Raw genomic sequence first — 14,134 nt, 5'->3', positions numbered from 1 at the left:
CTAATTTTATGATTGGTTGGTCCAGACTCTTTTCATTCCGCTAAGGGGAAGATCAGCGACCTGGCATGCTTGAAAAATGAGAATTCGCCAGCACCTTCTTATTTACGAAGGGCCGGCGAAAGGATTGGAGTTGTTCTCCGAAATTAAGGATTGATTTTCGTGTTGAATACTTGTTTTCCCTCTTTAAACTCAAGGATGGTAGCAGATTTGATTGGATTATGTTTTTCATCCAATGTGAATGTACCCGTTACAAGCTCAAGGTCAGCCGTTTTTTCCAGCGCTTCTTTGATTTTTTCCGAATCCGCTGATCCAGCACGTTTAATCGCGTCTGCAAGGAAGTATCCTGTGTCATATCCTAGAGCGTTAAATGCATCCGGGGATTTATCTTTGTACTTCGCTTTAAATGCAGACACAAAATTCTGAATTTTCTCATCAGGGTCACCTGAAGAATAATGGTTCGTGATGAACGTATTATTTAGAGCTTTTGCACCGGCAATTTCAACTAGCTTAGGAGAATCCCAGCCGTCGCCGCCCATGAAAGGAACGTCAAGTCCAGTTTCACGTGCCTGCTTCACGATAAGACCAGCTTCCTCATAGTAACCAGGAAGGAAAATGAAATCAGGTTTTGCCGATTTCAAACGAGTCAATGTGGAACGGAAATCAGTATCCTTCGCGATGTAAGCTTCCTCAGCAACGATTTTTCCGCCATTTTTTTCGAATTGTTCTTTAAAGGCTGCCGCTAATCCTTTTGAATAATCACTTGAGCTGTCAATATAGATGGCTGCACTTTTCGCTTTGATTTCTTTAGTTGCAAAGTTCGCAGCTACCGTCCCTTGGAATGGATCGATGAAGCTTGTCCTGAAAACGTAATCGTTCAATTTATCCTTGCTGAAAGTGATTTCAGGGCTTGTACCGGAAGGTGAGATGACCGGCACTTTATTATCTTGGGCAATCTGTACTTGTGCAATCGAGTTCGTGCTTGTCGCTGCACCTACGATTGCTGCAACCTGATCTTGTGATGTCAGCTTGATCGCTCCGCTAGTCGCTTCTGACGCTTCTGATTTATTATCGACTTTAATAAGTTTGATTTTTTTACCGTCAATGCCTTCTTTATTTATTTCTGCAGTCGCAAGCTCCAGACCTTCTGCAATCGATTGTCCATATGAAGCAACACCGCCTGATAATTCAAGGTTGACACCGATTTTTATCGTATCTCCATCTCCGCCTGATTTTTCTGATGAACCAGAGCTGGAACAACCGGCTAGCACTCCTGCAGCAAGTGTTAGAGAAAGGAATGCACCTGCTAGTTTTTTCTTTTTCATAAATAATCCCCCCGTTTTGTAATCATCGCTCTGATGCATGAATATTTATTCAAGATGCCTCAGAAAAAGTTGATTAGATGAAATTTTTGAAATTAAATTAATATTTCGAAAAATAGTTTACCGCATAATTTTCATTCCGTCTATATAATAATTGTGAGAAGATTGCGCCAAATAGGATATTTTTCACAGGAAGTGCTATATCATTTTTATCTTTATATATTTTAAATATTGCGAAAACAGGCGGTATAATCAGAAAAAACTGATAATTTAATTATATTAATATTACAAATCCCTTATTTACTGCTCAAAAAAAATTATTCATTTCCTTATTTTTTTCATCCTTTTAATTACATTTTTACCAAAATAGAAGTATATTGATAGGGAATTAAACCCATTTTCTTTGTTCTTTTTTAGTCTTAATTCCTATATCAAAATTGAATAATACTATATTGGATGTATAAAATCATGCATGAAGCTCCTCTGCTTTTTTATCTTTCTGTATATTTTGCATAACCCGATCATCAAACAAAAAACCGCCAAACGGCGGTTCATGACTGTAGACAAACTCGATAATATTTGATTTTTGTATAATTCGACCTTTGATATCCACTGCAGGCACTCGCTTTCCGCTGGCGGTCCGGGAGCCTCCTCGGCGCCCTTTGCGCCTGTTGTCTCCATCGGTTGCACTTTTCCCGCAGGAGTTAATTTATGAAACGGAGGTTCAATGTCCTCCTAAATAGGCCATTTTTATTTCTTCACTTGAAGTGAGTTCCTCGGCATTGCCCGACAGGACGATTCGGCCCGTTTCAACTACATAAGCCCGATCTGCAATCGATAATGCAAGGTTGGCGTTTTGCTCGACCAAAAGGATCGTTGTTCCGGTCTCACTGATTTCCTGGATGATGTTGAATATTTGCTTCACCAGAAGCGGTGCAAGCCCCATCGAAGGTTCATCGAGCAGTAATAACCGTGGTTTGGCCATTAAGGCCCGGCCCATTGCAAGCATTTGCTGTTCACCGCCTGAAAGCGTGCCGGCCTGCTGTTTGATTCTCTCCAGCAGCCTCGGAAATAGCTCGTATACCTTTTCCATATCCTTATGGATGCCATCTTTGTCTTTCCGCAAATAAGCCCCTAGCTCCAGGTTTTCGGCTACCGTCATGTTGGCAAAGACACGTCGTCCTTCAGGTACATGGGATATGCCCATTTTCACGATGGACTGTGCAGCTTTTCCTCCAATCGGCTCGCCTTCGAACAGAATCTTTCCTTGCTTTGGTTTTAACAGACCGGAAATCGTTTTGAGCAGCGTGCTTTTTCCCGCTCCGTTCGCCCCGATCAAGGTCACGATCTCGCCCTCGTTAATCTCCATGGAAACCCCTTTTAACGCTTGGATATTGCCATAAAAAACATTGATGTCCTCTATTTTCAGCATCAGGAAACCTCCTCCCCTAGATATGCCTCGATGACCTTTGGATCGTTGCGGATTTGTTCCGGCTTCCCGTGAGCGATAAGCTGTCCATGATCAAGAACGTAAATCCGTTCGCATACCCCCATGACAAGTGACATATCATGCTCGATGAGCAAAACGGTAAGGTTGAATTCCTTCCGGATAAAAGCAATGAGATTCATTAATTCTTTCGTTTCGTGCGGGTTCATCCCGGCTGCGGGTTCGTCCAGTAAAAGAAGTTTCGGATTGGCGGCAAGGGCACGCGCGATTTCCAGCCGCCTTTGCTGTCCGTATGGAAGATTCTTCGCTTTTTCATCCTTAAAATGGTCAAGATTGAAAATCCTCAAGAATTCCAGCGCCTTTTCATCCATTTCCTTTTCCCCGGAAAAATGTCCCGTCAGCCGGAATATGGAGCTTGGAATTCCATGCTTGGCAAGCGAGTGGTAAGCAACCTTCACGTTATCGATCACGGATAACTCACTGAAGAGGCGAATGTTCTGAAAGGTCCTCGAGATCCCTTTTCGGGTAATTTTATAAGGCGGCTGCTTATTTAGATTTTCCCCGTTCAAGGCAATCGTTCCTTCTGTTGGTACATACACACCCGTCAATAAATTGAAGAAGGTCGTTTTCCCAGCTCCATTCGGCCCGATCAGACCTACAAGTTCCCCTGGAAATAATTCCACATTCACATCGGACACAGCTTTCAAACCGCCAAAACGGATACCCACCGAATCTACTTTAAGCAACGGTATTGTGGCTTCCATCCTTTGGGCCCCCTTTCGTTTTTTTATGTGTGAACAATGTCGTGATTTCTCTTGTTCCCATTAAACCCTGCGGGCGGAAAATCATCATCAGGATCAGGACAAGGCTGTAGATGATCATCCTCGTTTCCGGATAATCCTGAAGGAATGTCGTCACGATCGTCAGTAAAATTGCGGCCAAAACCGAACCTGAAAGACTTCCAAGACCGCCAAGTACGACGAAAATCAGAATATCGAAGGATTTTAGGAAACCGAAATTCGATGGCTGGATAATATAGAAATTATGGGCATAAAGCGATCCGGCGATTCCGGCAAAAAAGGCTCCGATGACGAAAGCCGCCACTTTATAATAGGTCGTATTGATTCCCATCGCATCAGCGGCCGTTTCATCTTCCCTTACGGATATGCATGCCCTTCCGTGAGTCGAATTGGTGAAATTCCGGATGACTAAGACGGTGATCATCACACAGGCAAAAACCCATGGCCAAGTAGTCAGGTGGGATACCTGCATCCCGCTTGCCCCGCCTACATAATCAATATTCAAAAGGACGATCCGGACAATTTCCCCAAATCCAAGCGTAGCTATCGCCAGGTAATCCCCCTTCAGGCGCAAGCTCGGTACCCCGATCACCATGCCCGCAACAGCGGCTATTACGCCCCCAGCCAATACAGCTATGATGAATGGAAGTTCCAGCTTCATTGTCATGACTGCCGAAGCATAGGCCCCTACCGCTAAAAAACCTGCATGCCCGATCGAGAACTGTCCGGTTATTCCAATGATTAAATGCAGGCTCGTCGCCAGCATGATATTGATGCCGATGAACATGAGCGTGTTGATATAAAATGGGTTGAGCATACCGCTTGAAATGGTGTACTGCATGATTCCGAAAAAAATAAGTGCGAGCACGATCGAGAGCCAAAAACCCTTTGAATTCTTTAAAGTAGTCATCGCCATGTCTCCCCTATACTTTTTCTCTTTTATTTTTACCGAACAGACCCTGCGGCAAGAAAATCAAAATCAAGATAAGTACGACGAAAGCCACACCATCGCGCCATAATGAATAACCGGCAGCACTGACCAAAGCCTCGATCACCCCAAGCAGCAGACCGCCGACCATTGCGCCAGGAATGATGCCGATGCCGCCCAAGACTGCTGCAACAAATGCTTTAAGGCCAGGAAGGACACCCATCAACGGCTCGATTTTAATATAGTAGATTCCAAAAATGACACCAGCTGCCCCTGCAAGGGCCGAACCTATGGCGAATGTAGCTGAAATCGTATTATTCACATTGATTCCCATCAGCTTAGCCGCTTCGGAATCGAATGAAACGGCACGCATCGCTTTGCCGATTTTGGTTTTATGGACAACGAATTGTAGGATGATCATTAATATGATGGAAACAGATAAGATCAATATCGATTGACTGCTGATGGAAACTCCCAATATATCGAGTTTATCCATCGGAAGGACGTTATTTGGATAGGCTTCCGGCTGGGCGCCCCGGATGTAAATCAGCCCGTTTTCTATCAGAAGGGAAACACCGATGGCCGTTATCAAGGCCGCGATCCGTGTTGCATTACGAAGGGGTTTATAAGCAATGCGTTCAATTAAAACGCCAAAGATGGCACATGAGACCATCGAAATCAATAAAGCTGGGATGAAGGATAAGTCCATTACGGTAATGGCGTAAAACCCTACAAATGAACCGACCATGAATACGTCTCCATGGGCGAAGTTTATAAGCTTGACGATTCCATATACCATCGTATAACCAAGCGCGATCAAAGCATAAATGCTTCCGAGTGAAATGCCATTTACCAATTGCTGAATCAGTTCCATATTGCACTCTCCCCGTTAAGGTGTTTTTTAAGTGAATATAGAATAGGGGGGACTTGCCCCCTATCCACGTAAGGTATTATGGATTGATTTTTGTTTTGAATGTTTGTTTGCCATCCACATATTCCAAGATGGTCGCCGATTTGATCGGATCATGGTTTTCATCGAGGTTCAGCGTTCCGGAAACTAATTGAAGATCTTTGACATCTTCCAACGCTTGTCGGATTTTTTCGGGAGAAGCATCACCAGATCTCTTGATGGCATCAGCCAGGTAGTAACCAGTGTCATAGCCAAGTGCTGCAAAGGCATCCGGTGTTTTATTGTATTCCTTTTTGAAGGCTGCAACGAAATCCTGGATTTTTGCATCTTCATCTTCCGGAGAATAGTGATTCGTGATATAGGTATTTTTCAAAGCCTCAGCTCCGGCAATTTCAACGACCTTCGGGGAATCCCAGCCGTCCCCGCCCATGAATGGAAGGTCTATGCCGTCTTCACGAGCCTGTTTTAAGATCAATCCGACTTCCTCATAATAACCAGGAAGGAAAACGAACTCCGGTTTTGCGGATTTGATACGTGTCAATGTAGAGCGGAAATCAGTATCTTTAGTTACATAAGCTTCTTCCGCCACGATTTTACCGCCCTTGGCAGTGAACGCTTCTTTAAAAGCTGCGGCCAATCCTTTGGAATAATCACTTGCGCTATCCACATAGATCGCAGCCGTCTTTGCCCCTATTTCGTCAGTTGCGAAATTGGCTGCCACCGTACCTTGGAATGGATCGATAAAGCACGTCCTGAACACATAATCATTTAATTTTCCAGCTTTGTTGGTGATGTCGGGATTTGTTGCAGTTGGTGTGAGTAGAGGAACTTGATTATCTTGTGCGACCTGAACCTGTGCCAATGTATTAGTGCTTGTCGCAGATCCGACTACAGCCACAACCTTGTCCTGGCTGACCAGCTTGATCGAACCGCTTGTAGCTTCTGCAGCATCTGATTTATTATCAACCTTAACGATTTCCAGTTTTTTACCGTCGATGCCCTCTTTATTAATCTCATCGATGGCCAGTTGCAAACCATCGGCAGCCGATTGGCCGAATGATGCCGTGCCTCCGGACAATTCAAGGTTGGCCCCAATTTTGATTGTGTCACCCGAGTTTGATGAACCCCCGCCTGAACTGCTAGTTTTCGAGTCGCCGCCACTACAACCTGCCAGCGCCCCTGCAACCAATGAAAGTGATAGAAACACTCCTGCTAGCTTTTTCTTCTTCATTTGAAACCCCCTTGTTTTGTATGTTCTTTTAAACAAATAGAATATCTGAATAAAAATAATATTCTGAAAACAAGTTTATCTCATTCTTTCGACCCCGTCTATATGATATGGATAAAAAAGTTATTAAAAGGGAATATCTACTATTCGACACAAAAAAACTGACCCTTTATAGAGTCAGTTAACTTTCTTATCAATCGTTTACACGGCGAACTTCAATGTCTTTTAAAATATCATTGATCACCCAGCTAGCTGCAATCAAGCCCGCTACGGATGGTACGAAAGCATTCGAAGATGGCGGCATTTGCGCTTTACGGATTTTTGCCTCATCATTGCCGACTTCTTTTCGGACATCCTCACGAATGACAATAGGGCTCTCGTCGGAAAAGACAACCGGGATTCCCTTTGTTATGCCCTCTTTACGCAATCTAGTGCGAATGACCTTGGCAAGCGGATCGGTATGCGTTTTGGAGATATCAGCAATTTGAAAACGCGTCGGGTCCATCTTATTAGCGGCACCCATGCTTGAAATCACCTTGATATTCCGTTTCAGGCATTCCTTCATCACATGAATCTTATAAATGACCGTATCCGATGCATCAATGACATAGTCCAGGCCATAACTGAAGAATTCCTCAAACGTTTCTTCTGTATAGAACATTTTAAGAGCGATCACTTCGCAGTCGGGATTGATGTCTTGAATGCGGTTTTTCATCAATTCCGCTTTCGGCTGACCGACTGTTGATAATAGAGCATGGATCTGCCTGTTTACATTTGTGATGTCGACATCGTCTTTATCCACAAGAATAATACGGCCTACCCCCGTACGTGCCAAAGCTTCGGCTGAAAAGGAACCAACGCCTCCTACACCCAGGACAGCAACGGTCGTGTTTTTCAGAATATCGATTCCTTCCTTGCCAATTGCCAATTCATTTCGTGAAAACTGATGCAGCATATATATTCAACTCCAATAAATTCTGTTCTTATTTAGCTTCCCAATAAACAATATATCATAAACATCATTTATGACAAGCGAAATATGAGCAGTCTAATCGGAATTAGTGCACTAGGTCATTTTTGATAATTTTTGAAGGACGGTAGCCAAAAGGAGCGTCCTTTCCGTCAGGCTCGGAATTTCCAAATACTCCTCTTCACTATGTGCATTTCCTCCAATGGGCCCGAGTCCATCCACTGTAGCGATTCCCAATTCAGAAGTGATGGAAGCATCCGAGCCTCCACCCGTGGCCGTATCCGTGATTTCGATGCCGATTTCCTTCCCAGCCTGACGGATCGTCTCTAAAAGCAAGTTCGATTTCTCATTCTTTTCCATGGGAGATCGGTCCATTTTTCCGCTTAATGTCGTTTTCGTTCCGGGAATATAGGTTTCTGCACAGATTTTTTTCAGCTGCTTGAGAACGGTGCCTTCCTGCTTTTTTTCCGAAATCCGCACATCGACGAAGGCAGCCGCATGGGAAGCGATCATATTGACAGCGGAGCCTCCTTCAATTTTGCCGACATTAACGCTGATTCCTTTCTTTTGATCATTCAATAGATGTAAGGCGATGATCTTATGGGCCAATTCTTCAATTGCACTTCGTCCCTTTTCCGGTTCGATCCCCGAATGGGCAGCAACTCCCATAATATCGACTTTAAACTGACCGCAGCCCCTTCTTGCCGTGACAAGCGAACCGTCCGTCCTTGCCGGTTCAAGAATTAACGCAAACTTCTTACCTGCCGCCTTTTCCGAGATGAGTGAAGCGGACGACGGAGACCCGATCTCCTCATCACTATTAAGAATGATTTGGATATGCTTATAGCCTGTCTGCCCCGTCTGTTTCAAGCAATGGATCGCATAAAATAACTCAACCAAGCTAGACTTCATATCCGCCACACCAGGACCGTATGCCCGATTTCCTTTCACCTTAAAAGGACGTTTTTGCGCTGTCCCCTCAGGAAACACCGTATCCATATGGGCAACGATCAAAATATGCGGTTGATTCGCCTCACGATGCTGGATGACCAGCTGATTGCCATAATTCTGTTGCTCAACGGTATTTACAATAAAATCCAGACTTTCAAATTTCGTTTTTAAAATCGAACCAATTTCATCAATACCCTTTTTCGTATGAGAACCACTATCTATATTCACTAGCCGCTCCACTAATTGAAGCATTTCCTTCCTCTTTGCATATAATAAATCTTTCAAAGCCCTCACTACTTTCTATCCTTGGCTGAATATTGCTCAACCTTACTATAATTTACGAATCTATATTGCCGAATGTTACTTAAATGGGAAGATTTGAAGTATATTCGAGGGTATTTGGGTTTTATTCGTTAGATTGGGGTGTTTACTCGTGAGTTTGCGCCATTTACTCGTGAATTTGGCTCGTTTACTCGTGAGTTTGCGCCATTTACTCGTGAATTAATCCATCAAGTTTATAAGCTCTATTTTTAAATTGCCCCGAATAAGGCAATTCCAGTGCAGACAGCATCCGTTGCATGATATCAATTGAATCTATTTGTAAAAAGAGCCGGGCTTGTTTATTCGTAATATTGGGTTTTATGAGGAGAGCAAAATCACGAAGAGTTTTAATGTGGGCATCTTTGGAGGCGTAAGAACAGTGACTGCAAGACCATTTGCCCCAGTGATATTGCATATGGAGAGCAGAGCATTCAGGACATTGAACGCTTTTTAGCAGATCTTGCTCATCGATCTGATACAAATCGAGTATATCAGGATTATGCGGAGTGTTTTTTTGCAGAATCGTGTTCGAAAGTCTATTGCTCTGCCTTTGGGTTAATGGCTTAGAAGAATACTTTTCATCGAGAGTATGAATTTTAGAGATCAGGGTTTCTTTTCCCGTGATTTTTTTGAAAATGGGGGTAAAACCTGGGGTAGTCCTGATGATGGTATTCGAGTTTGCATTGGCAATGAGCGTTTCAATCGGCAGCGAGGGAAATTTGTGAAAAGTAAGCCAATCATTAAATCGGGATTTTTGCACGTCAACCTGGATCAGCGGATCTAGATAAGCTTGTTCCTGTCCATCTTTTGTCCGAATCAATTGGGGATAGGTGCGGTCAAAATAGAGCGTTCCAGCAAAGTTTTTTACTTCAATGATGATGCCGTAATTCCAGGTGATTATTAGGAAATCCATTTGAAAATAACGGCTCCCGTCGTAGCCTAACCTCAAATCATGAAATACTCGATATTCTTTCGGAAGATTCTTCAGTTCTTTTCCGATACTCCGCTCCCCGTTAAATCCTGTACGGATTTTCCGGAGATCATTCCTTATTCTTTCCTGTTTTGGATGATTTGCTGATAGCCTCCTGCTTAATGCCTCCAGTTTGAGCATTTTCATAGGCCTTTCACACGGTTTTAGCATCCATTTATCAACTCCTTCTCCTTTAGCTTCTTTGTTAATGCCCATTTTTCCTGCCACATACTGAAATCAGGCATTTTACCGTGAGTTTGCTCGGTTTATTTCTTGAGATTTATAGCTCAGTCGGACGTTATCGTCATTTACTCGTGAGTTTACGCCATTTACTTGTGAGTTCGCACCTTTTACTCGTGAGTTTGCACCATTTACTCGTAAGTTTGCTCCGTTTACTCGTGAGTTCGCGCTATTTACTCGTGAATTCTCGCCATTTACTCGTGAGTTCGCGCTATTTACTCGTGAGTTTATGCTATTTACTCGTGTGTTCGCTCTATTTACTCGTGTGTTCGCTCTATTTACTCGTGAATTTACGTTTTACTCCTGAATTCGCACTATTTACTCGTGATTTACACCATTTACCCGTAAATATACACATTCTCCTGTAAATTGACTATTTTTACGCACAAAAAAACCCATGTTATGTAACATGAGTTGCTTTGTAAGGTGTAAGAGTCCCAATTGTGCCGTTTACGCCTTTGTTTTGAACCCGCTCTCCGCAGGTGGGTGCTCGGTTCCTCGCGTTTGTAAGTCCTCTTCGAGGGAGGCTTTTACGCGGCCAGGAAACTAGTGCTCCCGGTAACTATAAGTGTTCGGTCAAAACTTATAGGTTAAAGAACGAACACATCAGGACTCTTACTTATTGGAAATATCATATCATAATGCTTAGCTCAGTTTCAAGAAAAAACACCTAGGTATTTTTTCATATTTTTCCCAAATGAATTATTTTTTAAGTGCAGCAAGTCTTAGGTTAAGTTCGGCTAATTGCTTGTCACTTACAGTACTCGGTGCGTCAACGAGCAGGTCGCTTGCGCTTGCTGTTTTCGGGAACGCGATGGTGTCGCGAAGGTTCGTGCGGCCTGCGAGCAGCATGACCATGCGGTCCAATCCAAGGGCGATTCCGCCGTGTGGAGGCGTTCCGTATTCGAATGCATCCATTAGGAAGCCGAATTGTGCGTTTGCTTCTTCTTCGGAGAATCCAAGTACTTTGAACATTTTTTCCTGAACGTGACGTTCGAATATCCGCAGTGATCCACCGCCAAGTTCGTAGCCGTTCAGTACAAGGTCATATGCTTGGGCACGGACGCTTGCTGGGTCTGATTCCAATTTGTCCATGTCTTCACGGAATGGCATTGTGAATGGATGGTGTGCTGCATAGTAGCGTCCTTCTTCTTCGTCATATTCAAATAATGGCCAGTCGGTCACCCATAGGAAGTTGAATTTACTTTGATCGATCAAGCCTCTTTCTTTACCAAGCTTGATGCGTAGTGCTCCAAGTGAATCAGCGACTATGCCTTTCTTATCCGCCACGAATAAGATTAAATCGCCCACCTCGGCTTCCAATACAGATACTAATTGCTCTTGATCTTCAGCGAAGAATTTGGCGATTGGCCCTTTTACGCCGTCTTGTTCGACTTTTAGCCATGCAAGGCCTTTTGCACCGTAAATCGCTGCAAATTCAGCCAATCCATCAATGTCTTTACGGGAATAATCCGCATTTCCGTCCTTAACGACGATTGCCTTTACTTGTCCGCCGCTTGCAACAGCGCCGGTGAACACTTTGAAATCACTGTCTTTGACGATTTCGGAAACATCTTTAAGTTCCATTCCGAAGCGTGTATCCGGTTTGTCGGATCCGTAACGGCTCATCGCTTCATTGTAGGTCATTCTAGGGAATGGCAGTGTTACGTCCAATCCTTTTACGTCTTTCATCACTTTAGCCATCATGTTTTCTGCGGTCTTGATGATATCTTCTTGGCTCATGAAGCTTGTTTCGATATCGATTTGCGTGAATTCAGGCTGTCTGTCAGCACGTAAATCTTCATCACGGAAACAGCGGGCAATTTGATAATAACGTTCGAAACCTGATACCATCAATAGCTGCTTGAAGATTTGCGGTGACTGCGGAAGTGCATAGAACTCCCCTTCGTGCACACGGCTAGGCACTAAATAGTCACGTGCTCCTTCAGGTGTACTTTTTGTTAAGATAGGTGTTTCGATATCAAGGAAGCCTTCACCATCCAAGTAATCACGGATCGCTTTTGTTGTTTGGTTACGCATTTTCAGCGTTTCGAACATCGCTGGACGGCGCAGGTCCAAATAACGATATTTCAAGCGGATGTCTTCTGATACATCCGTTCTTTCATCAATGATGAATGGAGGGGTCTTTGCTTCGTTTAAAATTGTAACGTTTTCTGCTTGAACTTCGACTGTCCCTGTTGTTACGTTCGGATTGAAGTTGGCTTCATCACGTTTGATGACTGTCCCTTGGATATCAAGGACGTATTCATTACGGATTTTTTCGGCTGTAGCCAGCGCGTCTGCCGAAATGTCCGGATTGAAAACGACTTGGACGACTCCGCTTCTGTCACGTAGGTCGATAAAGATGACACCGCCCAAATCCCGGCGTTTTTGTACCCATCCTTTTAATGTTACTTTTTCACCAATAGCTGCTTCTGTCACTTCACCATTGAAGTATGTTCTGCCAAACATGGTATTTCCCCCTTAAGCCTGTAGCTTTTTAAATTGTTCAACGAATGTAGCAAGATCCATCTGGACTTGTTCACCGGTTTCCATGAACTTCACATTGATTTTATTATTTGCCAATTCATCATCCCCGAGTGTCGCCACATATCTTGCTTCAAGGCGGTCGGCTGATTTGAATTGTGCTTTCACTTTACGGTCTTGATAGTCTTTTTCGACGGTAAAACCGGCATTCCGCAATTGATGGGCAAGTTTGACGGTATAATCCTTGGCTGTTTCACCTAATGAAACAAGATAGCAGTCAATTCCCTTTTTGATCGGAAGCTCGATGTTTTCTGCTTGGAGGGCTGCAATCAGGCGTTCAATGCTAAGTGCAAAGCCGATTCCTGGTGTTTCCGGTCCGCCAAGTTCTTCAGACAGCCCGTTATAACGGCCGCCTCCGCAAAGTGTAGTGATGGCGCCAAAGCCTTCTGCATCACTCATGATTTCAAAGGCGGTATGATTATAGTAATCCAAGCCGCGCACTAGAGTCGGATCTTCTACGAAATCGATTTCCAAATCGGTTAAATGCTGTTTCACCTTTTCGAAATAAATACGGGATTCATCATTTAAATATTCAATGATGGATGGAGCCGTGTTCATCAATTCGTGACCGTGATCCTTTTTGCAATCCAGGATACGCAAAGGATTCTTTTCCAGACGGTTTTGACAATCGCCGCAAAACTCGCCGATGCGGGGTTCGAAATGTTTGATTAACGCATTGCGATGCGCTGTCCGGCTTTCCTTATCACCAAGGCTGTTGATCACAAGTTTCAGCTTTTTCAAACCAAGTTCCTTGTACAGGTTCATCGCAAGTGACAGAACCTCTGCATCGATTCCTGGATCCTTACTTCCTAAAGCTTCGATGCCGAATTGAACGAACTGGCGGAATCGGCCTGCTTGCGGACGTTCGTAGCGGAACATCGGCCCGATATAATAAAGCTTGACCGGTTGATTGGCCCACCCGAACATTTTGTTCTCGATATATGACCGTACAACAGATGCGGTGCCTTCCGGACGAAGGGTTAAGTTCCTTTCACCGCGATCTTGAAATGAATACATCTCTTTTTGTACGATATCGGTTGTATCCCCTACACCACGTAAAAATAATTCCGTGTGCTCAAAAATTGGAGTGCGGATTTCTTTATATTGATAACGGTGACAAATCTCACGCGCCGTGTTTTCGATATACTGCCAAATTTCCGTTTGGCCAGGCAATAAATCCTGAGTACCTCTAGGAATCTGAATAGACATGTGTGTTTCCTCCTTTAAAGCAAGGCGCCCTTTCTGATACGGCGCGCTATACTGATTTTTTCCAAACAAAAAACTCCCGCCCCTTGTAACTTATATGTTACAAGGGACGAGAGTTTGGATATCCCGTGGTGCCACCCTAGTTGAAGCACAAAAAAAGTGCCCCCGCTCAAAAACAGTTAACGCCTGTTTTACGTTCATCTCCTATTAAGTAAATCCGTTCGGAGTGAAGCCTACGGAGGGTTCTTTCATTAAGTCATCATGTGGAATGCTTTCAGCCTCGGCATTTCCTCTCTT

12 protein-coding genes, 1 other RNA gene and 1 other annotated feature (1 of these 14 running past the window's edge) are annotated in these 14,134 nt (G+C 43.9%); all 13 genes read right to left on the bottom strand.

The window, feature by feature from the left end; translation table 11 throughout:
• Positions 1-143 precede the first annotated feature (143 nt).
• Positions 144-1,322: an ABC transporter substrate-binding protein gene (locus LQ188_RS11140; protein WP_101222750.1), complete on the bottom strand. Its 1,179-nt coding sequence runs from the start codon at positions 1,320-1,322 to the stop codon at positions 144-146.
• Between the two features lie 463 nt (positions 1,323-1,785).
• Entirely contained in the window at positions 1,786-1,932 is a 147-nt protein-coding gene (locus tag LQ188_RS11135; protein WP_157831011.1) for a hypothetical protein, read from the bottom strand.
• Between the two features lie 111 nt (positions 1,933-2,043).
• Entirely contained in the window at positions 2,044-2,751 is a 708-nt protein-coding gene (locus LQ188_RS11130) for an ABC transporter ATP-binding protein (protein WP_230176816.1), read from the bottom strand.
• A complete protein-coding gene (locus LQ188_RS11125) occupies positions 2,751-3,530 on the bottom strand; it encodes an ABC transporter ATP-binding protein (RefSeq protein ID WP_230176815.1) in 780 nt (259 codons plus the stop codon). The genes LQ188_RS11130 and LQ188_RS11125 overlap by 1 nt, the downstream gene beginning before the upstream one ends.
• On the bottom strand, positions 3,505-4,476 hold the full coding sequence (locus LQ188_RS11120) for a branched-chain amino acid ABC transporter permease (protein WP_230176814.1): 972 nt from the start codon (positions 4,474-4,476) through the stop codon (positions 3,505-3,507). The genes LQ188_RS11125 and LQ188_RS11120 overlap by 26 nt, the downstream gene beginning before the upstream one ends.
• Before the next feature lie 13 nt (positions 4,477-4,489).
• A complete protein-coding gene (locus tag LQ188_RS11115) occupies positions 4,490-5,368 on the bottom strand; it encodes a branched-chain amino acid ABC transporter permease (RefSeq protein WP_101222754.1) in 879 nt (292 codons plus the stop codon).
• A 76-nt stretch (positions 5,369-5,444) separates the two neighbouring features.
• Complete coding sequence (locus LQ188_RS11110) at positions 5,445-6,635, bottom strand: ABC transporter substrate-binding protein (protein WP_137020398.1); 1,191 nt, start codon at positions 6,633-6,635, stop codon at positions 5,445-5,447.
• 190 nt (positions 6,636-6,825) lie between these two features.
• Entirely contained in the window at positions 6,826-7,587 is a 762-nt protein-coding gene (locus LQ188_RS11105; RefSeq protein ID WP_101222756.1) for a tRNA threonylcarbamoyladenosine dehydratase, read from the bottom strand.
• Positions 7,588-7,698: 111 nt separating this feature from the next.
• Positions 7,699-8,847 carry a M20 family metallopeptidase gene (locus tag LQ188_RS11100; RefSeq protein WP_353616219.1) on the bottom strand — a complete coding sequence of 383 codons (1,149 nt, stop codon included), beginning with the start codon at positions 8,845-8,847 and terminating at the stop codon, positions 7,699-7,701.
• A gap of 196 nt (positions 8,848-9,043) precedes the next feature.
• Complete coding sequence (locus LQ188_RS11095; protein ID WP_230176813.1) at positions 9,044-10,060, bottom strand: NERD domain-containing protein; 1,017 nt, start codon at positions 10,058-10,060, stop codon at positions 9,044-9,046.
• A 454-nt stretch (positions 10,061-10,514) separates the two neighbouring features.
• Positions 10,515-10,700: non-coding RNA, 6S RNA (ssrS, locus tag LQ188_RS11090), on the bottom strand.
• An 86-nt stretch (positions 10,701-10,786) separates the two neighbouring features.
• Positions 10,787-12,556: an aspartate--tRNA ligase gene (gene aspS, locus LQ188_RS11085; RefSeq protein WP_230176812.1), complete on the bottom strand. Its 1,770-nt coding sequence runs from the start codon at positions 12,554-12,556 to the stop codon at positions 10,787-10,789.
• A gap of 12 nt (positions 12,557-12,568) precedes the next feature.
• Positions 12,569-13,840, bottom strand: coding sequence for a histidine--tRNA ligase (hisS, locus tag LQ188_RS11080; protein WP_101222759.1), 1,272 nt, complete (start codon positions 13,838-13,840; stop codon positions 12,569-12,571).
• 99 nt (positions 13,841-13,939) lie between these two features.
• Positions 13,940-14,134 (bottom strand) — a binding site (T-box leader); it runs 42 nt beyond the window's last position.

Source organism: Peribacillus sp. Bi134, assembly GCF_918698065.1.
Taxonomy (GTDB): domain Bacteria; phylum Bacillota; class Bacilli; order Bacillales; family DSM-1321; genus Peribacillus.
The sequence above is the reverse complement of the archived record's forward strand: the minus strand, read 5'-3'. Positions and strand labels throughout refer to the sequence as shown.